The following is a 24695-nucleotide window of genomic DNA, read 5'->3' as shown; positions in this document are numbered from 1 at the left end:
TGGGACCGATTTTGGGGGAATCCGATGCTAGAACAAAAAGAGAGAGCGACGGTGCGATTCGACCTGCCTGCCCGCCGCTCCGGCAGCGATCAGGGCTGCCACATTGTGCGGGGCATGGTCTTCATGCTAGCGGAGCCGGCGGCAACTGGCACGGGCGATGAGATCTCGTTGAAGTATTCGATAAAATGGGACGAATGGCTTGCCGAGAGCAGGATCGGCCCCTTCCCGACGGCGATCGTCACGGTCGCCGCTTACTTGGCCTTGCAAACCGTCATATTGTCCGTGCTGGCCACTTGGGCAGGAACTGGCGTCGGCGTCGATGACGCGGAGCAGCTGATTTATCTTCCATATCTTTGGGCTGGATATGGCGGCTCGCAACCGCCTCTCTACACATGGATCAACTGGCTGGCCGCGCAAATTTTCGGCACCAATATTTTCACGCTAAAGCTCGTCAAATACTCCGTGCTGTTCCTCGCCGCCTGTAGTGTGTTCGCCGCCATGCGGCGGTTCGGCTACACGAAAGCGACGGCAGCGGCGGCCATGCTCGGACTTTTCACAATCCCGCAAATCGCCTGGGAATCGCAGCGGGCCTTGTCGCATTCGGTCGCCGTTGTCGGGTTCTGCGCGCTGCTCCTGCTCGCGATGGCTAATCTGATCGAGCGGCGAAGCGTGATCGCCTATGCGGTGTTTGGCTTGGCAACGGCTGCGGCAATTCTTGCCAAATACAACGACGTATTCCTGGTGTTAGCCCTTGTTGCGGCGGTGCTGTCGCTGCGCGAGTTGCGCGGCGCGATCCTCGATCCGAAATTCGCAATCAGCGTTGCCGTCGCGATATTGGTGCTGGCGCCAACCACATATTGGAGCCTTATGCATCCTGCCGATTTGCTGGCGAGAGGCGAGAAGTTCGGAATAGACCTACAGCAGGGGCGCATGACGGCCGCGGCCACCGGCGCCGGCAAGTTTATCATGGGGACCTTCAATTTCGCTGTCTTGCCGGTGCTCGTTTGCGCGCTGGCTTTCGCGCTGACGGGGTTTCGTTTCTCCGAGCGTCGCCCCAAAGCTCCGGCCAGGGAAGTTCTCTTGTGGCGTACCTTGGCGCTCGGCTTGGCCATGCTGGCGATATTTGTGCTGGCCACCAGCGTGACCGAGGTCAAGGCCCGTTGGCTGGTGCCGGTCCTGGTCATCTTGCCGCTGGCGATGGCCGCCTATATGGAACGGCTCTCACCACGCGGCAGGGACGCACAGCTCCTGGTGATCGCGGCCGGAGCGATCATCGCCGTTCTGCTCGCGCCCGCCACTTGGTACTTCCAGATAAACGGGACCAGTGGTCTCTCGCGGATGATCCGGGTGGATTACCCGGCCCTCTATCGCCAGCTGAGTGCCGACGGGCCGGTGAAAACCGCAATATCCGACGGTGCATGGGTCGGAAATCTGCGGTTGGTCGACGAAAAATTGGTGGCGCTTGACCAGGAAGTGCCGAATTTCGACAGGCTGGTGCAAGAGCCGGCCGTACTCGTCTGGCTTGACCGCGACGATCCGCGGCCGGTCATTTTGGAGCAGCTCAAAAAGGCCGGCTATGAGCCGGACGGCCAACCAAGGCAAATCATGGTTCCGCTATTGCCTAGCATCGACAAGTCTGCCCGGCCCGGCGCATATATGAAATTGAAGAGAATGGCTGCGGAAAAAGCCACAGCGCCCGAGGAAGGCGTTAGCAAAGGAGCCGAGGGTGGACAGGAACCCGACTGATCGGCCCCCTCGTCACCGCAGGATCATGCCGTTCGAGCCGGACGAAGCGGGCTCCATCGATGCGTTGCGCCTGAAGTCGCGGCAGAAGGCCGCTGAGCTCAACCAGCATGTGCTTGGCTATGGCGCACTGGCGGAAGCCGAGTGGCACGCCGCCGGCATTGCTGCTCCCGACCTGCCCGCCATGCGTCAGTACCGGCTCGACCGCATTCGCGCCGAGCTGAAGCGCCGCGGCTATGCGGGAGCCCTGCTCTACGATCCGATCAACATCCGCTATGCGACCGACTCGACCAACATGCAGCTCTGGGTCGCGCACAATCCGACAAGACATTGTTTCGTTGCCACCGAAGGCCCGGTGGTGCTGTTCGACTATTTTTCCTGCGAGCACCTTTCCGACCACTCTGGCGTCGTCGACGAGGTGCGGCCGGCAGTGTCGTGGATGTATCTCTACAGCGGCGAACTGACCGAGCAAAAAGTCCGCCGCTGGGCGGCCGGCATCGCCGATCTGGTGAGGGAGCATGGCGGCGGTATCAGCCGCATCGCCGTCGATCACATCAATCCCGAAGGCGTCGAAGAACTCGCCCGCCTCGGCATCTCGATCGGCAATGGCGAAGCGCTGATGGAAAATGCACGTCTGATCAAATCGCCCGACGAAATCCTGGCCATGCGCCGGTCGATCGTCGCTTGCCAGGCGGCGATGGGCGAGATGGAAGCAGCATTGCGGCCAGGCATTTCCGAAAACGAATTGTGGGCCGAACTCCACCGCGGCAACATTGCGCGTGGCGGCGAATGGGTCGAAACCCGGCTCTTGACGTCAGGCCCGCGCACCAATCCGTGGTTCCAGGAATGCTCGTCGAGAACGATCGAAGCCGGCGATCTCGTCGCTTTCGATACCGACCTGATCGGCCCTTATGGTTTCTGCGCCGACCTGTCGCGCACCTGGCTCTGCGGCGACACCGAGCCGTCCAACGAGCAACGCGACCTGTTTCGCATCGCCGCCGACCAGATCGCCCACAACACCCGCCTGATGCAGCCGGGCATGTCCTTCCGCGACCTTGTCGAACGCTCGGCGGTGCCGCCCGGAGATTGTTTCCCGACGCGCTACGGCGTGCTCTATCACGGCGTCGGCCTGGCCGACGAATACCCGACGCTGCCGCATGCGATCGACTGGACTGAAGACACGCCCGACGGCGTGCTCGTGTCAGGCATGGTGCTTTGCGTCGAAAGCTATGTCGGCCGGCTTGGCGGTCACGAGGGTGTCAAGATCGAAGAGCAGATCCTGATCACCGAAACCGGCAACGAGCAGCTTTCGACCTATCCGCTCGACGAGCGGCTGCTCGGCGGCTGATTGTTTTTATGCGAGCGCCGCGACAGCCTCGCGCGCCGCCAGCACAATCTTTTTCGGTGTCGTCCTGGCGGTGATGAACGGCAGGCCCTTGCGCCGCCTTGTCCAACCGACGACCACCATCTTTTGCGCTGCGGGCTCGAAGCGCCGCGCCAGCGCCCAGCTCTGGCAGTCGATGGCCGCGACATCGGCCTTGCCCTCGGCAATCGCGACGATCGAGGCGCGGTGGCCACCGCTTTCGCTGCGCTCAGAGAAGATGTCCAGGCTTTCACCCAGCGCGTCCAGGTCACGCGTCAGCGCGACGAAGCCCGACATCGAATCGGAGTGGTTGAAGGTGAAGCGCATGCTGCGCAGCAGGTCGAGAGGAACAAGAGGGCTGCCGTCATCAGGTGCTCGAACAGACGGCGAGCCGTCCGCGCGCATCACGATGGCGCTCGAATAGAGTTCGCCCTGCCCGCCCTCGTAGGCATCGTAATTGGGCTGGCCGATCACCTGGACATGCTCCGACAGGCCGGCTTCCATCGGCCCCCAGCAGGTCTGTGCGAACAGCAGCGCCGGATGCAGCCAGAGCCCGTGAAAATCCAGTTCGTCCGGCGGCAGCGTCGCCGGATCGGGCGCGATGACCTTTCCGGCGGCGTCACGGATGCCGCCGTCTACAGGCCACAGATCGGCATTGACGCGAGCGATGGTCTGCGGCGCGTCGATGCCTTTTTGCCGGAAGGCATCACGCAGCCGTGCCCATTGGGCATCGACCTCGATCCGCATTTCGGGCCAGTCATACATCGGCAAGGCGGCAACGAAATCGCTCATGCCGGGATTTTGATCGTTACGCTGAGAAACTGACGAGACCATTGACGCGCACCTGGGCATCGCCGCCGGCGATGCCGCAAAATTCATTCTTTCGGCGGCTCCGCGGGCACCGGCGCACTGCCAAGCCCATTGAGGCTGCGTGCCCTGACGCGCGGCTTGAACGCCCGGCCCGGTTCCGGCGTGCGCCGCAGCACCGGGTGTACGATCGGCTCCTTCGCCTTGAACGCATAAGCTTTGAGCAGCGCGAAATAGTTTGGATAGGCGTAGCCATTGTTCATCCGTAGCCACTCGTCACGGCGCTCGCGAAACAACTTCGGCAGCCGGTACCAAGCCACCGACGGGCTCTTGTGATGGACGAAATGCAGATTGTTGTTGAGGAACAGCAACGACAGCGGCGAACGCTCGACGATCACCGTGCGGCCTTCCGGATGCTCCGACCACTGATGCTCGGCGAAGGTACGGATCGAGATCAGCGACTGGCCGAGCCACACCGGCACCAGCACGTAGAGCCACAGCGGGATGCCGAAGCCGAACTGCACGACTGGCAGCACCACGGCGAGACCAATGGCGTGCAGCAGCCATGCTTTGCGGATCACCTTGTCGCCGGCATGCATCTGCTTGGCATCGTCGATGAAGAAGCCGGTGCACGACAGCCACGGGCCGAGAATAAGGCGGCCGATCATGGTGTTGTTGATTTTCAGCAGGAACTTCATCGCCGGCGGCAATTCGTCATGGTGCCACAGCGCCTTGTAGTAGCTTTCAGGATCGTCAAGCGGATCGGTCAGCCGTTCGTCGGCATGGTGGCGCAGATGGATGGTCTTGAACCGACGGAACGGCCAGACGAGACCGATCGGCAGGAAGACGAAAGCTTCGTTGAGCTGCGCATTGCGGGTCGGATGGCCGTGCAGGACTTCGTGCGCCAGCGAGGATTGCAGCGCAGCCATCAAGGCCAGAACGACGAGCGCCAGCAGCGGATAGGACGGCCACAGGAACAGGCCGGCTGCGAGCCAGGTGCCGTAACAGAAGAACGCGAGAAACACGGTCGGCCATTCGATGGCCGGTGCATTGCGTCGTCTGTTATTCATGCTCGTCATGGATCGACCACTGCCCTTCCAGTCGCCGGAACCGTTTTGATTCCTGACAACATTGTGTCAGGAGCATTGAGATGCTGCAACGAGACAAAGCGCACAAAATGTTGCGATTGCGCATTTTCAGCCGCATATGTTATTAATTGTAAACGAGCTGGCGGATTCATTTACGCCCGATGTGCCGGTTTGGCGAATTCGGCGAAATTTTTTCCTTCCAATGGCCGGAATGACGATATGGACAAACGCGACCTGTCGACGATCTTTCGGGAGCGCCTGAAAATGCTCCTGACACGATCCGACTTGAACCAGTCCGCCTTCGCGACGGCAGTGGGCATCGACCGCTCGGCGCTTTCGCAGTTGCTGTCCGGCGCCTCGACACGCCTCCCCCGCGCCGAAACGCTGCTCAACATCGCCGCCGAATTCAAGGTGTCGCTCGACTGGCTGCTTGGCCTCAGCCAGGACGAAGGCGTCACCGGTGAAATCCGCGAAAGCCTGGAGATCGAGGAAGCGGCCGACGGCTTCGACCGCACGCTGCTGGCCAAATGGCATGCCGAGGCTGCGGGCACGAAAATCCGTTACGTGCCGGCCGGCATTCCCGACCTTCTGCGCACCGAGGCGCTTGTCGACTACGAGGCTGGTATTGCCAACAAGAGCCGCGAGGCGCAGGCCGGTGAGACGCAGTACCGCATCGACTACAACCGGCGGCCGGAAACCGACATGGAAGTCTGCATGCCGCGCCACACGCTGGAGATCTTTGCGCGCGGACTGGGCGTCTGGGACCGTTTCCCTGAGGCCGACCGCCACCAGCAGCTTCTTCACATGGCGACGCTGCTCGACGACCTTTATCCCACCTTCCGCCTGTTTCTCTATGACGGGCGCATGCGCTATTCGATCCCCTACACCATATTCGGTCCCTATCGTGCCGCCATCTATGTCGGCGACATGTATCTGGTGCTGAACGCGACCCAGCCGGTCCGCACGCTGACCAGCCATTTCGACAATCTGATCCGCGCCGCCGACATCAACGCGCATGAGGCGGCCAGCTTTACGCAAAGGCTGGCGGAGATGCGATTTTGACGGCTTGTTTACCGCGCCGACATTGACGCCATATAAAGATTTCTTTATATCCTTATCTCGACAAAGAATTCCCGGAAGGCGTATTTCCAATGACCAATCCAATTGACGCGCTGCTTGCCGAAAAGGGCGTTCTGCTTGCCGATGGCGCCACCGGTACCAATCTATTCGCCATGGGACTCGAGGCCGGCGAGGCTCCAGAGTTGCTGAACGAGACGGCTCCCGACACCATCACCAGCCTGCACCAGAACTTCGTCGATGCCGGCGCCGACATCATTCTCACCAACTCCTTCGGCGGCACCCGCCACCGGCTGAAGCTGCACCATGCGCAGGACCGCGTGCATGCGCTGAACAAGCGCGCCGCCGAGATCGCCCGCGCTGTCGCCGATAAAGCAGGCCGCAAGGTCATCGTGGCGGGCTCGGTCGGCCCGACCGGCGAGTTGCTGGTGCCGCTCGGCGCCATGACCTATGACGAGGCGGTCGAGGCCTTTGCCGAACAGATCGAGGGCCTGAAGGCCGGCGGCGCCGAAGTCGCCTGGATCGAGACCATGTCGGCGCCGGACGAAATCCGCGCCGCAGCCGAAGCCGCGATCCGCGTCGGCCTGCCCTATACCTATACCGGCTCCTTCGACACCGCCGGCCGCACCATGATGGGGCTGTTGCCGAAGGACATCCACGGCGTCGCCGATGGGCTGCCGCAGGCGCCGCTCGGGGTCGGCGCCAATTGCGGTGTCGGCGCCTCCGACATCCTCGCCTCGCTGCTCGACATGACCGAGGCGAAGCCGGAGGCGACGGTGATCGTCAAGGGCAATTGCGGCATTCCGGAATTTCGCGGCGCAGAAATCCATTATTCCGGCACGCCCGAACTGATGGCCGACTATGTCAGGCTGGCCGTCGATGCCGGCGCCAAAATCGTCGGCGGTTGCTGCGGCACCTCGTTCGCCCACCTCGCCGCCATGCGCAAGGCACTCGACGCGCACACCAGGTCGAATCGCCCGACCGTTGAGAAAATCGTCGAGCGCATCGGGCCGATGCGCAACAAGCAGGCGACAGTCAACACCGCCGAGACCAGCGAAGCCCGCCGCGAGCGCCGGCGCAGCCGCGCCTGACAATGTTGAAAAAGGCCGGCAAGGTTTTCCTCGCCGGCCTACCCTCACCCGTCGTGCGTCGGTTTCCCTACTCAGAACGATCCCATCTGAAGAAAACCGGCCGTCATCACCATTACCGGTTACCGCCGAGCGCCGAGGCAAGGCGCACCAGCGAGAGGAACTCGGACCGGTAGCCAAACGGGTCGGCTCCCCGGGCGGCAGTGGCAATCTCCATGATCTTGTCGTAGCCGAACTTCGCGGTCGCATCCTCGTCGCGCAGCTTCTGGCCGAAGGCCGCGACGGCAACGGAGAAACGCTGGTCGGTGCTGGCCTGGTCGAAATCAGCCACTTCATTGGCCGATGTCACCGGCGTGGTGATCAGCTTCGAGGCATCCTCATTCGGCAACTTGTAGCGGATCTTCACGAACGCATATTCGTCGGCATTGGCGACGCCGCCATTGTTCACTGCAGCCTGGCCGTAGCGCAGCGGATCGATTTGCTCGCCGCCGTTGCCTTTCGGCGTGATCTCGTAGATCGCAGTGACCGAATGGCCGGAGCCGATCTCGCCGGCATCGACGCGGTCGTTGTTGAAATCCTCGCGGTTCAAGGCGCGGGTCTCGTAGCCGATCAGCCGGTATTCCGAGACTTTTTGCGGATTGAACTCGACCTGGATCTTCACGTCCTTGGCGATGGTGAACAGCGTCGAGGACGCATCCTCGACCAGCACCTTCTCCGCCTCGGCCAAAGTGTCGATATAGGCAGCGGTGCCGTTGCCGTTCTGGGCGATGGTCTGCATCATCTGATCGTTCAGATTGCCGCGACCGAAACCGAACACCGACAGGAACACGCCGGTCTTACGCTCCTTCTCGATCAATCGCTTCAGATCGTCGTCGTCGGTCTGGCCGACATTGAAGTCGCCGTCCGTGGCGAGCATCACGCGATTGATCCCGTCGTTGACAAAGGATTTCTGCGCCAGCCTGTAGGCTTGCCTGATACCCGCCTCGCCGGCCGTGCTGCCGCCGGGCGCCAACGTGTCGATGGCATTGAGAATCTTGTCCTTCTCCGAAACCTTCGTCGGCTCCAGGACAGTGCCGGCATCGCCCGCATAGGTGACGATCGAAACCGTGTCGTCGGGCTTCAATTTGTTGACCAGAAGCCGGAAGGCGGACTGCAAGAGCGGCAATTTATCCTGCTCGTTCATCGAGCCCGACACGTCGATCAGGAAGACCAGATTGGCCTTGGGCTGCTCGGCCGGCTTCGCGTCGAAACCTTTGATGGCGACATGCATCAGCCTGGTGTGCTCGTTCCACGGCGTCGGCATGACGCTGACGGTCGAGTTGAACGGCGTCGAGGCAACGTCCGGACCTTTCCAGTCATAGGGGAAGTAGTTGATCATCTCCTCGACGCGGACCGTGTCGGCCTGCGGCACAACACCTTCCCTGAGCGAACGCCGCACGAAGGAATAGGAGGCAGTATCGACATCGATCGAGAAGGTCGAGACCGGGTCTTCGAGCGCGGCACGCACCGGATTGCTCTTGAAATCCTCGATGCGGTCGCGGTTTTGCTCCGGCAGCGGCATCTGGTCAGCCGGTGCGGTCGAAGGCTGAGCCATCAACTTGGATTCAGCGCCCTGCATGCGGCCAGCCTGCGTGGCTCCGTCGACTTTCGGAGGAGATATAGACATCATCACTCTGCCAGACGGCGCAGCTCCACCATCCTGTGCGAACTCACCTTTCGGCGCAGGTGCCGGCTCGGGCGCCACATTGCGGGCCAGAGCGTCCTGCTGCGCCAGGCCGCCGGCAGCAGCCGATTCTGGCTTCGGCGGCGATGCCGGCGCAAGCGCCTCGGCTGCGTCGCGGCTTTCGGCGTCGGCATCGGCTTTCTTCCGCTTGTCGGCCTCGGCTACGGTGAGCGGCCTCGCCGTTGCCGGCGCTTTAGCCGCTGGTTTATCGGCCAGCGTTTCGGTGATCTTCTCGTCTCCACCGGAAGGGAACGGCTGCTCCTGCAGCATGTAGATCGTAGCGTATCCGGCGATCGGCAGGGCGACGAGCCCGGCAATGGCCGGGGTGGCGAAGAGTTTCTTTTGCATGATTTCGCTCCAGAGCTTTTGTGCTCGCTCTGTGAGACGAAGCCCTTTCGCCGATCCTTGGGCGGCAGGTGAAGTTTTTTCGTCCAGGTCGTAAGCCCGCATAGCGGCCTCGAAAGCACGCGCCTTCGCCTCGGTGCCCGGTGCCGGTGCTGCGATGTCGCGCAGCCTGTTGAGTTCGTGGTCGTCGACCATGATCACACTTCCCCGGCTGAACGCATGAGCGTCTCCAGCCGTTTCTTCGCTTCATGGATGTGCCAAGAAACCGTCGTCTCCGAGATGCCCATCGCCTCGGCGGTGGCTGCGTGGCTCAGCCCTTCGCCATAGACGAGCAGCACTGCGTCGCGCTGCTTGCCCGGCAGCATACGCACCGCCGCCCAAAGCGCCTCGGCCGGATCTTCGGGTTCGTTCGGGCTTTCTCCCGCGATCAGCTCATAAGCGCCGTAGGCTTCGGTCTTGACCGTCTCGCGGACGGTCTTGCGCATCATGTCGCGTGCCGCATTCAGCGTCATGGTGTAGAGCCAGGTGGTGAAGGCGCCGCTGCCATGATAGTCGCGGATCGCCCGGCCGAGCCGGACGCAGACTTCCTGGGTGATATCCTCGGCGTCGGCCTTTTTCCCGCACCAGCGATAGGCGGCGCGATAGACGAAATCATAGTGTCTTTCGAGCAATTTGCCGAAAGCCCTCCTGTCTCCACCCTTCGCCCGCCCGATCAGTTCGGCGTCGGAGGCTTCGCTTTCATCCAGCATCAGCGCCATCATTTGCCTGTTGGACGAAGGCTAATGGCAATTCCTTGGGGTGGTGGAAAGAAAAAGACAAACCGCCTTCGAGAACACCAACCATGGGTGCTCCTCACTCTCCGGGACAGACCAGGCGCACGGTGACCGTGTGGTTGCCGCTGACCGACATGCCGCCCTGTGTCACGATCTTGGCAAACGGCATCGTGCTGACATCTTGCGTGATGTCCGCCTCGCTCTCGAAGCGTTCCGCTGCAAACACCTCGCCGCTGCCGACTTCGCCTTGAGGACGCATCGACATGCCGTAACCGCCCCTGCAGCGAACCTTTATGTCGCCGGGTCGGCCTGTCGACTTGCTCTTGAGGTTCATAACGAAGCCATCCGTATCCAAAGCCATGTCGATGTCGTCGTTGAGCTGCCCGCTCGATTTGCAGGTCATGCCGCCAATCTTCATGTTTTTGATCTTGCCTGATTGTTTGCCCTTTCCGTTCACTGTCCAACTATCCGACCCAGGCGAGCTCTTGCCCTCCATCTCGATGGACGGCATCACATAGGAATAGGTGACATCGAACTGGGGGCCCTTGACGCGGGGCTCCATCTTCGCTTCCACGATGACTGTCCCCTCGTCCACGATGCGCTTGAGTTGCGCCCGCATGGCGTTGGCCTGCGCCCGATAACGTTCGGCTTCTTCGGCGGCGATCTGACTGGGCAACCTGTCCCAATAGACCGCAGCGGTTTCCCTTGCGCATCTCTCCCGGTGCGCGGCCTCGTGAGCCAGCGTGATGTCGGCGATCTCCTTGCACTGCGAGCCGGCGCGCAGTGCCTCGAGATCGGCCGGCTTCTGCTCGCAGCTGCCAAACTTCATGTCCACGGTCAAAGGCCCCGAGTAGCCGTGGGCCGGGTTGTGAGGAAGCTTGAACGTGCGCATGATGTCGGCGCGCGCCCTGGACGATCGGTCCTGGATGTTAACATCTGAATCGGGATGGATCGGGTTCTTGTGCGCCTCGATCAGCGGATCCTCGACTGCCTTGAGCTTCGCCGCCATATCGGCGAAGAACACCGCCTCATACTCGGCGTTCTTCAGTTCTTCCTGAACGCTGCGCAGGTTCCGGCAGGAACATTTTGCTTGATCGGCAAAGGCTGGCAGGACCATCGCGCTGGTCAACAGGCAAAAGCCTAGAATCTTGCTCCTGAGAGAAACCCGCATCATGCCCCCTGATCAAACGACTGCCGCCGGTATTCAGGAGCTATGTTTCAAGACTATGTCGCCGGCTCCGGCGAGCCTAGCCCAGCGTTTCCGCGAATAGCGTCGCCAATCGTTTCCAGTGGCGCTCGGCATCGGCCGCATCGAAGGCGCTGTGGTCCTGCATGCACCAGCCATGCGCCATGCCGGCATAGTTCTCGATGACATGGTCGACTTCAGCCGCGCGCAGCGCTTCGGCCAGGCGCGCAGCCTGCTCCCGCGGAAAACTTCTATCAACACCCGCAGTGCCGACATAGACCCGCGCCTTGATCCACGCAGCTTCCCGTGCGGGCTGTCGGCGGCATCGCTCGCCAGATTGCCGCCATGGAAACTGGCCGCGGCAACGATGCGGTCGGGATAGGTCGCGGCGGCGTTCAGCGCCCGCGCTCCGCCCATGCAATAGCCGACGGTGCCGACCGGTCCGGTCAGGCCCTTCGGCATCGAGCGGATCGAGGAAAGCGCCGCTGTCGCGGATGGTCATGTCCTGCGTCGTGCCGCTGAGGAGATCCGTGATGACAGCTTTGCGGTTCTCGTCGCTGAAGGCGGTCTTGGCCTCGAAAGGGCCATAGGGCCTGTTGCGGTAGAAAAGGTCCGGGACCAATACCGCGTAATTGCCGCCTGCAAGCCGTTCCGCCATTTGGTCGAGCGCCGGCCGAGGGCCAAAAGCGTCCATATAGAGGATGATAGCGGCCTTGGCCGGGGCCGCCGAGCGGAACAGCCCGGCTTTTGCCAAGCCGTCGCTGGTTTTGATCTGAATGTCCCGCTTCGCCATCACCCACTCCTTTGATTTGACGTGCGATACATATCCGCGCAGGCCAACAGGGCAAGTCGTAATGAGGCAGCCTCATTCAAGATTCGTGCGGCATTTGGCGGTGCTACAGACCCGCGAACGCGGCCATGTGAAAGGCCTGAACCTCTGGCGGATAGCGATAGGCCGTGCCGTAGGGACAGGCGTTGCGGTCGAGGCAGCCGCCGGTTCGGCACGGCGCGCCGCTTTGCCCACGCACATGCGCCAGACAAGTTTCATGCGCGAAACCATCCGCAGAATAGGCGTCGACCGGACAGGATTTCAGGCACGGTTTGTCGACACATGCATCGCAAAGGTGAATCACGTCGCGAGGTTCCGGAAGCTCAATCTCGTCCTCGAACAGCAGCGCGCCGCGATAGGCGTGCCAGAGCCCGAATTGCGGATGCATGAGGATGCCGAGCGGCGACGGCCGCAAGCCCTCCGCCCGCACCGCCCATTGCTGGAACGGCAGATATGGCTTGTCGGATGGTGACACGGGACGCGCGCCGAAGTCGTTCGCCACCGCGCCGATCACTTCGCGAGACCATGTATCGAGCGGATTGGCAACGGTCTGCAATTGACTCTCCCGCCAGCGCAGGAAATGCGGCCAAGGTGCAGCGCCCGCCTGCCCCACCAGCAGCACGGATCTGGCGGCAGCGCCGGACGGGCCAGACGGAGGCGGGTCACTGGTTGCGAAATTGAAGCCGCCGCGCAGGATGAAGCCGTGAGTGGAAAGCGCTGCCGCTATATCTTCGATCATGCTGCGCTCAAGGATCATCCCTTCCTGTCCGGATCGGAGAAGGCGCTCCGCCAGACTTCCTTGTGGATGATGTTGGCGACTTTAGCCCCGCCTGACTCGGGCTCCTTTCAGGTGAAGGCGTCGGCCATCGATGCCTTCTTCCTGGCGATGAACTCCTTCAGCCCATCGTCGATGCCCTGATCGAGATGCGGCGCCTCGTAGCTTTCCAACCAGCGGCGAGCGAGTTCGTTGGCGCGCTGCGGTGCGGTTTTTTCGCCCTCGGCCAGCCACTGCTCGTAGGAATTGTTGTCGGCAATATTGGAACGGTAGAAGGCGGTCTGAAAATTGGCCTGGGTGTGATCACAGCCGAGATAGTGGCTGCCCGGACCGACCTGGCGAATGGCATCCATCGCCTGGCCGTTCTCCGACAGGTCGACGCCTTCCGAGAACTTCTGCGTCATGCCGAGCTGGTCGATGTCCATCATGAATTTTTCGTAGCAGGAGGCGAGCCCGCCCTCGAGCCAGCCGGCCGAGTGCAGCACGAAGTTGGTGCCGGCGAGGATCGTCGAGTTCAGTGTGTTGGCGCTCTCATAAGCCGCCTGCGCGTCCGGTATCTTCGAAGCACACAGCGAGCCGCCGGTGCGGAACGGCAGGCCAAGCCGGCGGGCGAGTTGCGCCGCACCATAAGAGACGAGCGACGGCTCCGGCGTGCCGAAGGTCGGCGCGCCCGACTGCATCGAAATCGACGAGGCGAAGGTGCCGAACAGCACCGGCGCGCCCGGCCGGATCAGCTGCGTGAACGACGCGCCGGCCAGCACTTCGGCCAGGACCTGGGTCAGCGTGCCGGCGACCGTCACCGGGCTCATTGCGCCGGCGAGAATGAACGGCGTGACGATACAGGCCTGGTTGTGGCGCGAATAGACTTTCAGCGCGCCCAGCATGGTCTCGTCGAACACCATCGGCGAGTTGGCGTTGATCAGGCTGGTCAGCACCGTGTTGTTCTCGACGAAATCGTCGCCGAACACGATCTTGGCCATCGCAACCGTGTCTTCGGCGCGCTCCGGCGCGGTGACCGAGCCCATAAACGGCTTGTCCGAATATTTGATGTGGCTGTAGATCATGTCGAGATGGCGCTTGTTGACCGGCACGTCGACCGGCTCGCACACCGTGCCGCCCGAATGGTGGATCGACGGCGCCATATAGGCGAGCTTCACGAAATTCTGGAAATCCTCGATCGTCGCATAGCGCCTGACGCCATCGAGGTCGCGCACGAAGGGCGGGCCGTAGACCGGCGCGAAGACCGTGGCGTTGCCGCCGATCTGCACCGAACGTTCTGCATTGCGGGCATGCTGGGTATAGACGGACGGCGCGGTTTTCAAAAGTGAGCGGCAGAGCCCCTTCGGGAAATGCACGCGCTCGCCCTTGACGTCGGCGCCGGCTTCTTTCCAGAGTTGCAGCGCCTCGGCGTCGTCGCGAAAGATGATGCCGATCTCCTCGAGCACCGTGTCAGTGTTCTTCTCGATCAGCGCCAGCCCTTCCTCGTCCAGCACCTCATAGACGTTGATCTTGCGCTTGATGTAGGTGAGCTGGGTGCCGGGGCCGCCACCCGAGCGCGCCGCCCGCCGGGCAGCGGCGCCACCGCTGGCGGCGCGTCCGCGCCGCGCGTTTGACGCTTCCTGGTCGACCGGCGCGTTCTCACTCATGATCGTTCTTCCCTGACTTTGTTCTGGCGCAATTGTTACGGCCGCATATCGCGGCTTCTGGCCGGATCGTAGTCATGCACCCTATTCGAAACGGCCCGCCAGCGCCAACGCCTGTCGCAAAATCGACAAGAATTCCAATAGATTTGCAGTCGCTTTCCTTTTGCGGGAAGTCGCAAATCAGCTATGGACGCAAGCCTGTAGCGGGTTAGGTATTGACGTGATATTTGAGGCCCCGCAACTGTATCCGTGCGGCAAGGAGCTGGATTAAAAATGGCCGACGACGAGATCATCCTTTCCGAGCTTTCCGACGACGAGCTCGTGCAGCAGATGCACGACGATCTTTATGACGGGCTGAAGGAAGAGATCGAGGAAGGCACCAACATCCTTCTCGAGCGCGGCTGGGCGCCTTACAAGGTGCTGACCGAGGCGCTGGTCGAAGGCATGCGCATCGTCGGCGAGGACTTTCGCGACGGCATCCTGTTCGTGCCGGAAGTGCTGTTGTCGGCCAACGCGATGAAGGCGGGCATGTTCATCCTGCGTCCGCTGCTCGTCGCCACCGGCGCGCCAAAGCAGGGCAAGATGGTGATCGGCACCGTCAAGGGCGACATCCACGACATCGGCAAGAACCTTGTCGGCATGATGATGGAGGGCGCCGGCTTCGACGTCATCGACCTCGGCATCAACAATGCGGTGGAAAAATATCTCGACGCCATCGAGCAGCACCAGCCCGACATCATCGGCATGTCGGCGCTGCTGACGACGACCATGCCCTACATGAAGGTGGTCATCGATACGATGAAGGAAAAGGGCATCCGCGACGACTATGTCGTGCTGGTCGGCGGCGCGCCGCTCAACGAGGAGTTCGGCAAGGCAGTCGGCGCCGACGCCTATTGCCGCGACGCGGCGGTGGCGGTCGAGACCGCCAAGGACTTCATGAAGCGCAAGCACAACGTCCGCGCTTCGGCCTGAGCTTTTTAACGATTTCATGCAACAATTTCAAATACTTAGACTCAGATCGGTTTACCAGGCTTAGCGCAACACGTTGCAACATATTCCGCGCATTTCCGCGCTTTGCAACGTGTTGCAATTCAGTCCATGCAACACAGACGCAACACAAAACCAAAAAGCCCGCGCGAGGCGGGCTGGTGGACGCGGCAGATGTTGCCTGAGCCGCCGGCATCGGTGTTGCCGAAAACGGTTCACCGCCGCGCCCGACTTGAGACTATGGTGAATCGGGATCACGGCGGTAATGACGAATTGTGTCCTTCGGGAACCGGCGCAGTGTTCAAGCGCCACGCGTTTAGGTTCGTTTCCTGTGCATTGACCATCATTCGCGGTTGCCGCAACCTGACGTTGCGTTAGGTTGACGCTGCGACTCGTATGTACCAAACCGACACACTATATAACGGAAGTCGCCCGCACATTAACGGCAAGCCGTCGATTGGAAGAGATCACCACGCTTTCGCCCAAACAAAGGGAGAAGCGATATGACCTTCAACCGCGCAACGGATCCAGCGCAGCTTTCAATGCTTGCCGCGGTGGTCGACGATTATTGCCATCAGGCCGGGATAGCAGTTGGCGATCCGGCCAGGAGGCGTCTTGGCCGTCAAATTATCGAGTTATTCCAAAGCGGTATCAACAAGCCAGACGAGTTGTTGTTCGCCTTAAACCATCACTACGACGAGTGGCTCGGTGAGGTTGGCCTACCGTCGTCTTCTTCAGAACTGGCAGCCGAGGCTGGTCCTTCTAAGGAACTGGCGCATTACCCTTCAGTTTCTCCGCAACGCTTCCCTCAACGAAAAACCCCGCCGAAGCGAGGTTTCTAGGTTGCGGTGCGAGGCGGTCAGGCGACGCAGTATGCCCAAGTGCCTGCCACGTAGCCCGGTCCCATGCACTCGGCAGCATAAACTGCCGTCTCAATATCTGGCGCCTTTCCAATCCATTCCACCGGCAAGCCACGCTCATCCACCAGGAGCGCATGGGGCACGCGTCCGTTGCGATCACGGCTGGCACATACGCGCATCTATTTCCGCGCGGCGACGATGCCGAGGAACTCGCCTCTGGCGTGGCCGCGATCCTTGGCTAGAATGCAACATCTGGCAACATAATCGAGATTCAGGCAATAAAAACAACGATAAAAGGCGGACACAACGTCCGCGCTTCGGCCTGAGCTTTTTAACGAATTCCCCGTAGGGACTGGCCCGGTGCCGTCGGCCCCGCGCCTAATCGCCACTGAATTTTCTCGATCGGCATAGGCATTGCCGTCGTCATGGCACTGGCCGGCTAGCTATTGGAAGCACGGTACTTCCGCGATCACGCCATACCCACGGTCCTAACCTGTGTTAGCTTATTCGTGGGGCGGACCCCAACGCCGCCCGGCCGGCGCCCTACAAGGCACTCTACCCCAACGCCCCCCAAAGCGGCGCCGGCCACCCCTTATCTGCATCGCACTGACAAGGAGAAGCCCGCGCTCCTCCTCTGAGCGCGGGCCGATCTGGCTGCGGCCCGATCTGCAGCGGGAGCTAAGCGGGGGGATAGGTCCACTGCTCCCAGACAACAGTTAGAAACTCCTAATGTTCCGCTTGATCAGCACCGCAAAACGGAGGCGGGATGCCGGTCATTCTTCCTCCCGTTAGGCACCAAATTGACTCTAGGCTCATCCGGTTTGATGACTAAGGGAACGGATCATGACCATTTTACTAAATTAGAAATGTTGCATGAAATGCCTATAGTTCGGCCCAACCGGCGAACGGACCCAATTGCCCGCTGGTTAGGCCCGGCGGCCAGCTTGTCGCCCCCCCGATTGGCTGTCGGGCCGTCTATCAAACGCACGGTAGCGACCAAACGTGAGACGAGATCGAATCAACAACCCCGCAACCAGCGTCAAGGGCAAGCGCCACGGGACGCCTGCCAACGACGAGGAAGGCTACCTCGAGTTCTGCCCCGTTTGTGGCCAAACGTTCGACAAGCGGAACCTTGCCGAGGTGCTGCATCATCATCTCCCCCACCACGAGCCGCTGCCGACCGAACAATAGGTTCCGCCAGCCTCTCGACATGGGGGCAAAATGCGGCTCCTCATAGTCCGCTGGCCTGCCTTGAGCAGATTGAGCGCCCTTCGGATGTCCAGCATCAGGAACATGCTGACGAACAGCGTTCGTTCGAATGATGCTATTCCGTTGCCTTGAGCGTAAGTTTTTGGTCAGCCAGCACAGCGCCTCCTCTTAGCTAGCTGGTCAAGGCCCAGCGGCCTCCAGCTGCCAGTCCCCCTCGCAACCAAGCCGCTGGGCCGTTCCCGCTAGAGCGAAGCGCGTTGTCTCGTATATCAGCAACCTCTTGACGTGGTGGCGATCACAGCCACAGTGCGAAGGCGGGTAAGCGAGGGACCGCGCAAGCGTCTCCATCCCCTCCTACGGATTCCCGCACTCCATCCGCGATTCTACAAAGGTCAAGCGCGGCCAGCATATTGAGCTTTCTGGCGAGATTACGCGCATAGACGAGGGGGCCGGCAAGGTGACGATCGACCTTGGATCGCTGGTTACGGTGGGTTTGGATAAGGTCAGGCGGGTGGAGAAATACCGGCCGCAGGAGCGCAGGAAGCCGCTGCGTGACATGGTGGGCTAGCATGGAAGTCCAACAGAACATCCGCAGCGCCTGGGCCGCCCTCAAACTTGTTCGCATGGCTATTGAACAGACCTGCCGGCCCGGCTTGCTTCCAAGCGAGGAAGCAGTTTTGTTGCTATTCGGTTCCGAGCCTGTCCATGAAGGCGAAGCCCTTGCCAAAGCCATCATTGAGACGGTTGAAAGGCTGACCCGATGATTCGCCTTGAATCAGTGCCGCGACGAGGAGCGAGCAATCGAGCTCCTCCGGAAACGAAACATTCAAGTCACTCTGAGTTGCCATGCGAAGGGATTTCAATCTTGCCGTCTTTGCGGCGCGTTCGGCGCGCTCAGCCTCAGCGATTACCTTCGCGGAGCGCCTAACTGTGCTATTTCCCAGCCAACACATCTATTCGATCCAGCAGAATTCCGATGCGCCGGTCATGCCCTGACTCTTTGAGATTGTCGCCGTTCATTGTGATGAAGTCGGTTTCGATCGGTGAGGATAAAACCTGCACTCCCGCCATGCGCGGGCCGATCGCCTTGGGAATAGCCGTTGGCTTGGCGCGCGCCGCCTAAAGCCGACCCTTGGGCGCGCGTCTGGACTCCAATCGGCAACAAACGCATTGCTGACTCTGGGAGTGGGAGGAGTGGAAAAATCGCGCTACGATAATCGGTCTGGCCAGTGGCGAAAGCGCGCTAGACACCGCCGACACTGGCGACCTTCGCGCAATGCGACTTGGTGGGCGTCGATTGCTGCGGCAAGCGCAATCCTGATCGGCCTGATCGCCCTCAAAGGCGGATCTCCCTAGGCGCACTGCAAACGTTCATTTGCCACCACCCTAGTGTTCCGTCTCTAACGAAAGGATTCCCTTTAGCTCTCTGATGTGCGAGTCAGAGGGCATGTCAACTGAATCGGGCATCCGGTTGTCTCCTGAGGATCGGGCGACGCTGGAAGGTTGGGTGGCGGACCGCAACTCGCCACAGAAATGGGTTTGGCGGGCGCGGATCGTGCTGATGTGGGCGGACGGCGACGGCGTCACCGCGATTGTACGGGCGACCGGCAAAACCAAGCGAACCGCCTATCGCTGGCGTGATCGTTACGTTGCGTGCGGCATTGAGGGGCTGAAGCGGGATGCCAGCCGGCCGAGCCGCAAGCCGCCGCTTTCGGCCGAGGTGATCAAGCGTGTGGTGGATATGACGCTGCATCAGAAGCCGCCGGCGAGCACCCATTGGTCGGTGCGCAAGCTCGCCAAGGTGGTGGGGCTCAGCCCGTCGAGCGTGCAGCGCATCTGGGCAGCGCACGGGCTGAAGCCGCATCTGATCAAAAAATTCAAGCTGTCCAATGACAAGGCGTTCGTCGAGAAGGTCCAGGACGTCGTCGGCCTTTATCTCAACCCGCCGGACAAAGCCCTGGTGCTTTGCGTCGACGAGAAGAGCCAAATCCAGGCGCTCGACCGCACGCAGCCGGGGCTGCCCATCAAGAAGGGGCGGGCCGGCACGATGACCCATGACTACAAGCGCAACGGCACCACGACACTGTTTGCCGCCCTCGACGTGGCCACCGGCAAGGTCATCGGCGAATGCATGCCGCGACACCGCCACCAGGAGTTCCTGCGCTTCCTGCGCACGATCGATCGCAACACGCCCAAGCACTTCGCCCTGGATTTGGTGGTCGACAACTACGCCACCCACAAGCATCCCAAGGTCAAAGCCTGGCTTGCCCGGCATAAGCGCTTCCGCCTCCACTTCACCCCGACCTCTGGCTCCTGGCTGAACCAGGTCGAGCGCTTCTTCGGGCTCATCACCGACGACGCCATCCGCCGCGGCGTCTTCCGCAGCGTGACCGACCTGACGATCGCGATCGAGGCCTACCTGGAGCATCACAATGCCGACCCCAAACCCTTCATCTGGGCCGCCAAGGCTGCTGACATCCTTGAAAAGGTCGCACGAGGGCGTCGAGTGTTAGAGTCACAACACTAGGTGCCATAGCCACCACGCCAGCACCACCTGTTGCTGCTTCCTCGTCACGGCGTTGCAATGGGCTTATGGGAATAGCCGTTGGGATGGCGATCGCAGGATATTTAGATATTCCGCCCGCGCGGCTGGGGGATGGCAGACCAGGGAGGAAACTGAAGCATAAGTAATGCTATGCTAGGCCGAGGCGGCGCGCGACGCTGGCATGTCTTGACATCGACAAGCAACAGCGCCCCGCAGCGAACATACCCGGTGAAACTTTGGACGGGAAGTTGAGCGCGGCAAGCCTCGCTCGGAGCGTTCGGGCGGGTTGAAGCGCCTATTCTGACTCTTTTGCCTCTTCCTTTTTCAGGATCGGCGTGTCGGCAGTTGTCGGCGTATTCGCGACACTCGCGACTTTGGTTTGCTGATCTACGCCTGCCAATTTGGTTTGCTGATCTACGGAAGCCGTCGTTTTGTTGTGGCCAACACATTCCGCTGCGGCGCCGGACACCGAAAGGCCCAAAGCGGCGACAACTAAGAGAGCGGTCTTCATCCTATGGCTCCTAGCTTCGTTGTTGAGGGTACCAGAAAAGATTAACGGCATATCCCCCGCTCGAAAAGTCAACTTTTCGTGCCCGCCCCAACGAAAATAATTGCAATAGGCGGACACGACGTCCGCGCTTCGGCCTCATCTGGGCGAATTCGGCATGGACCATAAACCGATCCGCGCCTTGCAGCACGACTTTCTTGTTCCCAGATGTTACAATGACTTAATGCGCATCGCTTGAACTATCTTGAGAGCAATGCGCTTTGGCGAGACTGCGGATCAGGGGTTCTCGACCGTGTCCTCAACCGCGTTGGCTGTCGATTTGACGTCCCTGCCGACGCCACGGACGGTGTTGGCGCAGGCCGAAAGTGCCAGGGCGCAAGCGAGAATGGCGATCGGTGCAATGCGTAGCGCTTTCATGAATGGTATCTCCCTGAACAGATAGATTCGTGGGACAGCAACGAAAATCGGTTAGACTGGTTCCATGAGCATTGCGCGAAAGCTACAACCCGATCAAGGCGACAGGCTGCTTGTCATCGCCTGCGGGATGATTGCGCGCGAAGTTCTGGCCGTAAAGGAGCAGCTGGGGCTCGACCATCTCGACCTGACCTGCCTGCCGGCGGAGTTCCATTTCTACCCGGACCGCATCGCGCCGGCCATGGACAAGGCAATCGAGAAGGCCAAGGCGGACGGCTATAGAAACATCTTCGTCGGCTACGCCGATTGCGGCACCGGCGGCCTGCTTGACCGCGTCTGCGAGAAGCATGGCGTCGAGCGCATGGCCGGTCCGCACTGCTTTGCCTTCTACCAGGGCATGGACGCCTATGCGAAGGTCGCCGACGACGACATGATGTCGTTCTACATGACCGATTTCCTATGCCGGCAGTTCGACGCCTTCTTCATGAAGCCGCTCGGCCTCGACAGGCATCCCGAGCTGATCAAGGACTATTTCGGCAATTACGAGAAGCTGGTCTATATCGCCCAGACCGACGACCCGGAACTCGACAAGGTCGCCGAGAAGGCCGCGAAAATGCTCGGCCTCGCCTATGAGCGCCGCTCGACCGGCTATGGCGACCTGACGACGGAGCTGGCCAACGCCGCGGCACACGGCTGACCGTTCGATCAGGCGGCGCCATCTTCCGCTGCAAGTCCGGCGAGCACAGCGGCAAAGCTCGTCTTGCAGACGAAGCCCAGCCTGTCCCGCGCCCGCGAGGCGTCGTAGACACGGTCGATCGAGGAAAACATCGTCCAACTCTTTCGCGCATAGAGCGCCGGAAATTCCGGAAAATAGCGGGCGACGACGGGCGGCGCGTCAGCGATCAATGCCTCGCAATCATCAGGCCGGAACGGCGTTGGCGCCGAGATGATGAAGATGTCGAAGCCCAGTTGTGGCGCCTTCTCCAGCGCCGCGACATGGGCCTCGGCGGCATCTTCCACGGTCAGCCGGCGGAACAACAGCTCATTGGCCTTGGTGTTGGCGTCCGACTGCTCGGTCGCATGCGCCATGTCGTCTGCCTCGGGAAAGAACCGGGCGGTGCGCAGCACGATCACCGGCAGGCCGGACTGGATGTGAAAGAGGCGGCAAAGATGTTCGGCCGAAAGCTTGGTGACGCCGTAGATGTTGCGCGGCTCGGGCGACATGTCTTCCGTCAGCCAGGCGGCATTGCGCGCACCGCCGGTCAAGCCGGCGCGTATGGCTTTCGAGATCATCAGCGAGGTCGTCGACGTGAAGATGAAGCGCTGAACGCCTGATACCACTGCCGCGTCGAGCAGGTTGAGCGTGCCGCGCACATTCGTCTCGATGAAATCCTCATTACGTTGGTGTTCGATGTCAGGCTTGTGCAGCGCGCCGCTGTGGATGATCGCCTCGATGCGGTTTTCCCTGACCGTCCGCATGACCAGATCACGGTCGGCGACCGAGCCGATCACCTGCGTTTGCGCCGACGGGGCGGGATCGAGGCCGATGACGCAATGGCCAAGAGCCCGCAGGCGCGGGGCTAGCGCGCTGCCCAGCCAGCCTGACGATCCCGTAAGCAAGATCCGCATCGGCGAAACCACGATTTTTAAGCTGATCGCTGTTAAGCACGGATGACAGGTCACCGCGAACGGGTAAGTTGTATGCCAAACGAGAAAACAGGCTGTTCCAGCTTTCGACCAGGAAACGCACCGATGATCGCTCGCCTCCTGATTGCCGCAGGCGTTGTCTGCTTCGCTCTGCCCGCGCTCGCCGATGGCGAGGTGCAGAAGCTGATCACGCCCGCCGACAAGGTGCGGCTCGACAAATATGACGAGACGCGCAAGGCAGCCCTTGACGAAGCCAGGGCTGGCGACGCCGCCGATGTCGAGGAGCTCGACGCCCTGCTGGCAAAGCCGTTGGTCTCGTTTTCCGACAAGGACCTGACCGGCAACTGGCAGTGCCGTACCATCAAGGCCGGCGGGCTGAGCCCGCTCGTCATCTATGGCTGGTTCAAGTGCAAGGTGAGCGACGACGGTTCGGGCTGGATGCTGGAAAAAATCACCGGTTCGCAGCGCACCAAGGGGCGTTTCTTCGACGACGGCGAAAAGCGCTCGATCTATCTCGGCTCCCTTTCCGTCAACGACGATCCTGCAAAACCCTATGGCGGCGGCCCGCAAAGCGATCAGGTCGGCTATACCTTTCGCAACAGCGCCAACGAATGGCGCATCGAGTTCCCGGCGCCCTATTACGAATCGAAGCTCGACATCCTTGAATTCAAGCGCTGAGCCCGCGATCCCTAGCTTGCGGCGTGCTGCGGCAGTGCGCGGCAAGCCTGAGGCAGGCGATACGATTTCAAGCTACGCGCTGCGGCAGGCGGCATTCTCACGCGATAGCATCGAGGCGGTCAGGGATGCGCAGCCGGCAAGCTTGCCACATCATATCCCGGGCCTGCCCTCGAAACAGTGGTCATCCGACGATCTGGTTCTATTTCTGGACCGGCGTAAAAACCGGCGTCTGGTAACGAGCACCGATTTACCGGACAGCGCCCCGGCGATAAGCTTGGCCCCATGAGCGAAATCGACCACCGCACCATCATCGCCAGCCTTTCGGCCGAGGATCGTCGCGACCTCACCGTTAAACTGGACAGGCCCGGTATTGTCCGGCTGACCGTCCATGGCGGGCTGGTTGTCGGGCTGGGTGTGCTGATCGCCGCCCGCATTCCGTTCTGGCCGGTTCTCATGCTGCCGCTGGGATCCTGATCGTCTTTTTCTTCACGCTGTTGCACGAGACAATCCACGAAACGGCATTCAGGACGCCGTGGCTCAATCGCGCCATCGCCACCGTGACCGGCTTCCTGATCCTGCTACCGCCGGCATGGTTCCGCTATTTCCATTTCGCGCACCACCGCCACACGCACGATCCGGACAATGATCCCGAACTGATGGCTCCGAAACCGGAGACCATAGCCCAGTACCTGCGCTATCTCTCCGGGATCTCCTATTGGAGCGGCATGGCGCGCGTGATCGTCGTCAACGCGGCCGGCCGCAACCGCGACGGCTTCGTACCTGACAAGGGCCGCGACAAGGTGATTTCGGAAGCACGTTGGTTTCTGATCGCCTATGCGGTGCTGCTGGCGGCCTCCCTGGCCGTGCAGTCGGCGCTGCTGCTGTGGGGCTGGATTGTACCGGTGCTCGTCGGCCAGCCGTTTTTGCGGGCCTATCTGTTGGCCGAGCACGCGCTCTGCCCGCATGTCGCCAACATGCTCGAAAACACCCGCACCACCTTTACCACACGGCTGGTACGCTTCGTGGCGTGGAACATGCCTTATCACTCCGAGCACCATTCCTATCCGGCCGTTCCCTTTCACCGCCTGCCGCGTTTCCACCAGATTGTCGCCGAACATCTGCGCACGACCGAGCGAGGCTATATCCGCTTCCACAGGAAGCTTGTCGGCAGCTTCGATCGTCGCGCCGGCTGATCCATACCAAGCCAAATACCGAAAACTTTCATCTTTCCCTTGCGGCCTCCAATTGCGTCGCTTTTGAATGCGCGCGCGTCGTCCCATAACAAGCAGCCCAACAGCGCTTCCGGCAATGCTCGGAACCACTGCATCGGCCCGAAGATCGATCTCCGGAAAGCACGATGCAGCTGAGTCAAAGTGGTAGAGCGTCCTTTGTGCATCCGATTGGACG

The 24695-nt window shown here is 61.2% G+C and carries 22 protein-coding genes and 1 pseudogene; 12 read left to right on the top strand and 11 right to left on the bottom strand.

Annotation, left to right across the window (positions count from 1 at the left end):
- The first annotated feature begins 24 nt into the window (after window positions 1-24).
- Both IHQ72_RS18135 and IHQ72_RS18130 read left to right on the top strand, forming a co-directional pair.
- A complete protein-coding gene (locus IHQ72_RS18135) occupies window positions 25-1746 on the top strand; it encodes an ArnT family glycosyltransferase (protein ID WP_258123677.1) in 1722 nt (573 codons plus the stop codon).
- 25 nt (window positions 1747-1771) lie between these two features.
- Window positions 1772-3091 carry a M24 family metallopeptidase gene (locus tag IHQ72_RS18130; protein WP_258123874.1) on the top strand — a complete coding sequence of 440 codons (1320 nt, stop codon included), beginning with the start codon at window positions 1772-1774 and terminating at the stop codon, window positions 3089-3091.
- Window positions 3092-3097: 6 nt separating this feature from the next.
- Here IHQ72_RS18130 and IHQ72_RS18125 read toward each other — a convergent pair whose 3' ends face one another.
- Both IHQ72_RS18125 and IHQ72_RS18120 read right to left on the bottom strand, forming a co-directional pair.
- Window positions 3098-3898, bottom strand: a complete 801-nt coding sequence (locus tag IHQ72_RS18125; RefSeq protein WP_258123676.1) for a phosphate/phosphite/phosphonate ABC transporter substrate-binding protein — start codon at window positions 3896-3898, stop codon at window positions 3098-3100.
- Between the two features lie 83 nt (window positions 3899-3981).
- Window positions 3982-4983 carry a fatty acid desaturase gene (locus IHQ72_RS18120; RefSeq protein ID WP_374120376.1) on the bottom strand — a complete coding sequence of 334 codons (1002 nt, stop codon included), beginning with the start codon at window positions 4981-4983 and terminating at the stop codon, window positions 3982-3984.
- A gap of 237 nt (window positions 4984-5220) precedes the next feature.
- Here IHQ72_RS18120 and IHQ72_RS18115 point away from each other — a divergent pair, with 237 nt between their 5' ends.
- The gene (locus IHQ72_RS18115; protein ID WP_192355830.1) at window positions 5221-6063 is read left to right on the top strand and encodes a helix-turn-helix domain-containing protein; all 843 of its coding nucleotides are present in this window, start codon (window positions 5221-5223) and stop codon (window positions 6061-6063) included.
- Between the two features lie 89 nt (window positions 6064-6152).
- Window positions 6153-7169, top strand: coding sequence for a betaine--homocysteine S-methyltransferase (gene bmt / locus IHQ72_RS18110; RefSeq protein WP_258123674.1), 1017 nt, complete (start codon window positions 6153-6155; stop codon window positions 7167-7169).
- Between the two features lie 112 nt (window positions 7170-7281).
- On the opposite strand, the gene IHQ72_RS18105 is transcribed toward bmt, so the two are convergent.
- The 6 genes and pseudogenes from IHQ72_RS18105 to IHQ72_RS18080 form a co-directional block, all read right to left on the bottom strand.
- Window positions 7282-9429, bottom strand: coding sequence for a VWA domain-containing protein (locus IHQ72_RS18105; protein WP_258123673.1), 2148 nt, complete (start codon window positions 9427-9429; stop codon window positions 7282-7284).
- Window positions 9430-9431: 2 nt separating this feature from the next.
- Window positions 9432-9992: an RNA polymerase sigma factor gene (locus IHQ72_RS18100; protein ID WP_258123873.1), complete on the bottom strand. Its 561-nt coding sequence runs from the start codon at window positions 9990-9992 to the stop codon at window positions 9432-9434.
- A 94-nt stretch (window positions 9993-10086) separates the two neighbouring features.
- Window positions 10087-11136 (bottom strand): hypothetical protein, encoded by a 1050-nt coding sequence (locus IHQ72_RS18095; protein ID WP_258123672.1) that lies wholly within the window; start codon window positions 11134-11136, stop codon window positions 10087-10089.
- A 118-nt stretch (window positions 11137-11254) separates the two neighbouring features.
- Window positions 11255-11986: pseudogene (locus IHQ72_RS18090) on the bottom strand (dienelactone hydrolase family protein).
- Between the two features lie 103 nt (window positions 11987-12089).
- On the bottom strand, window positions 12090-12761 hold the full coding sequence (locus IHQ72_RS18085) for a hypothetical protein (protein ID WP_258123671.1): 672 nt from the start codon (window positions 12759-12761) through the stop codon (window positions 12090-12092).
- Between the two features lie 107 nt (window positions 12762-12868).
- Complete coding sequence (locus tag IHQ72_RS18080; RefSeq protein ID WP_095494577.1) at window positions 12869-14443, bottom strand: trimethylamine methyltransferase family protein; 1575 nt, start codon at window positions 14441-14443, stop codon at window positions 12869-12871.
- Between the two features lie 270 nt (window positions 14444-14713).
- Between IHQ72_RS18080 and IHQ72_RS18075 the strand changes: the two genes are divergently transcribed.
- The 4 genes from IHQ72_RS18075 (at window position 14714) to IHQ72_RS18055 (ending at window position 20023) form a co-directional block, all read left to right on the top strand.
- Window positions 14714-15412 carry a cobalamin B12-binding domain-containing protein gene (locus tag IHQ72_RS18075; RefSeq protein ID WP_095494578.1) on the top strand — a complete coding sequence of 233 codons (699 nt, stop codon included), beginning with the start codon at window positions 14714-14716 and terminating at the stop codon, window positions 15410-15412.
- A 518-nt stretch (window positions 15413-15930) separates the two neighbouring features.
- The gene (locus IHQ72_RS18070; protein WP_258123670.1) at window positions 15931-16269 is read left to right on the top strand and encodes a hypothetical protein; all 339 of its coding nucleotides are present in this window, start codon (window positions 15931-15933) and stop codon (window positions 16267-16269) included.
- A gap of 1796 nt (window positions 16270-18065) precedes the next feature.
- Window positions 18066-18260: a hypothetical protein gene (locus IHQ72_RS18060; RefSeq protein ID WP_258123669.1), complete on the top strand. Its 195-nt coding sequence runs from the start codon at window positions 18066-18068 to the stop codon at window positions 18258-18260.
- Between the two features lie 683 nt (window positions 18261-18943).
- Window positions 18944-20023 carry an IS630 family transposase gene (locus tag IHQ72_RS18055; RefSeq protein ID WP_258116586.1) on the top strand — a complete coding sequence of 360 codons (1080 nt, stop codon included), beginning with the start codon at window positions 18944-18946 and terminating at the stop codon, window positions 20021-20023.
- A gap of 313 nt (window positions 20024-20336) precedes the next feature.
- On the opposite strand, the gene IHQ72_RS18050 is transcribed toward IHQ72_RS18055, so the two are convergent.
- Together IHQ72_RS18050 and IHQ72_RS18045 are read right to left on the bottom strand one after the other, a co-directional pair.
- Entirely contained in the window at window positions 20337-20552 is a 216-nt protein-coding gene (locus tag IHQ72_RS18050) for a hypothetical protein (RefSeq protein ID WP_258123668.1), read from the bottom strand.
- Window positions 20553-20825: 273 nt separating this feature from the next.
- Window positions 20826-20966, bottom strand: coding sequence for an EncA/B family entericidin (locus IHQ72_RS18045; protein WP_258123667.1), 141 nt, complete (start codon window positions 20964-20966; stop codon window positions 20826-20828).
- Window positions 20967-21030: 64 nt separating this feature from the next.
- On the opposite strand from IHQ72_RS18045, the gene IHQ72_RS18040 reads away from it, so the two are divergent.
- Window positions 21031-21660, top strand: coding sequence for a DUF1638 domain-containing protein (locus tag IHQ72_RS18040; RefSeq protein ID WP_258123666.1), 630 nt, complete (start codon window positions 21031-21033; stop codon window positions 21658-21660).
- A gap of 8 nt (window positions 21661-21668) precedes the next feature.
- Here IHQ72_RS18040 and IHQ72_RS18035 read toward each other — a convergent pair whose 3' ends face one another.
- Complete coding sequence (locus tag IHQ72_RS18035) at window positions 21669-22592, bottom strand: NAD-dependent epimerase/dehydratase family protein (protein WP_258123665.1); 924 nt, start codon at window positions 22590-22592, stop codon at window positions 21669-21671.
- Between the two features lie 123 nt (window positions 22593-22715).
- Here IHQ72_RS18035 and IHQ72_RS18030 point away from each other — a divergent pair, with 123 nt between their 5' ends.
- From IHQ72_RS18030 to IHQ72_RS18020, 3 genes are all read left to right on the top strand, one after another.
- Complete coding sequence (locus IHQ72_RS18030; protein ID WP_258123664.1) at window positions 22716-23288, top strand: DUF4893 domain-containing protein; 573 nt, start codon at window positions 22716-22718, stop codon at window positions 23286-23288.
- A 282-nt stretch (window positions 23289-23570) separates the two neighbouring features.
- The gene (locus tag IHQ72_RS18025; RefSeq protein WP_258123663.1) at window positions 23571-23762 is read left to right on the top strand and encodes a hypothetical protein; all 192 of its coding nucleotides are present in this window, start codon (window positions 23571-23573) and stop codon (window positions 23760-23762) included.
- A 20-nt stretch (window positions 23763-23782) separates the two neighbouring features.
- Window positions 23783-24481 (top strand): fatty acid desaturase, encoded by a 699-nt coding sequence (locus IHQ72_RS18020; protein ID WP_258123662.1) that lies wholly within the window; start codon window positions 23783-23785, stop codon window positions 24479-24481.
- Window positions 24482-24695: the final 214 nt, after the last annotated feature.

The organism is Mesorhizobium onobrychidis (genome assembly GCF_024707545.1).
Classification (GTDB): domain Bacteria; phylum Pseudomonadota; class Alphaproteobacteria; order Rhizobiales; family Rhizobiaceae; genus Mesorhizobium; species Mesorhizobium onobrychidis.
Note: the sequence above shows the minus strand (reverse complement) of the source record. Positions and strands in the feature narration are given on the sequence as shown.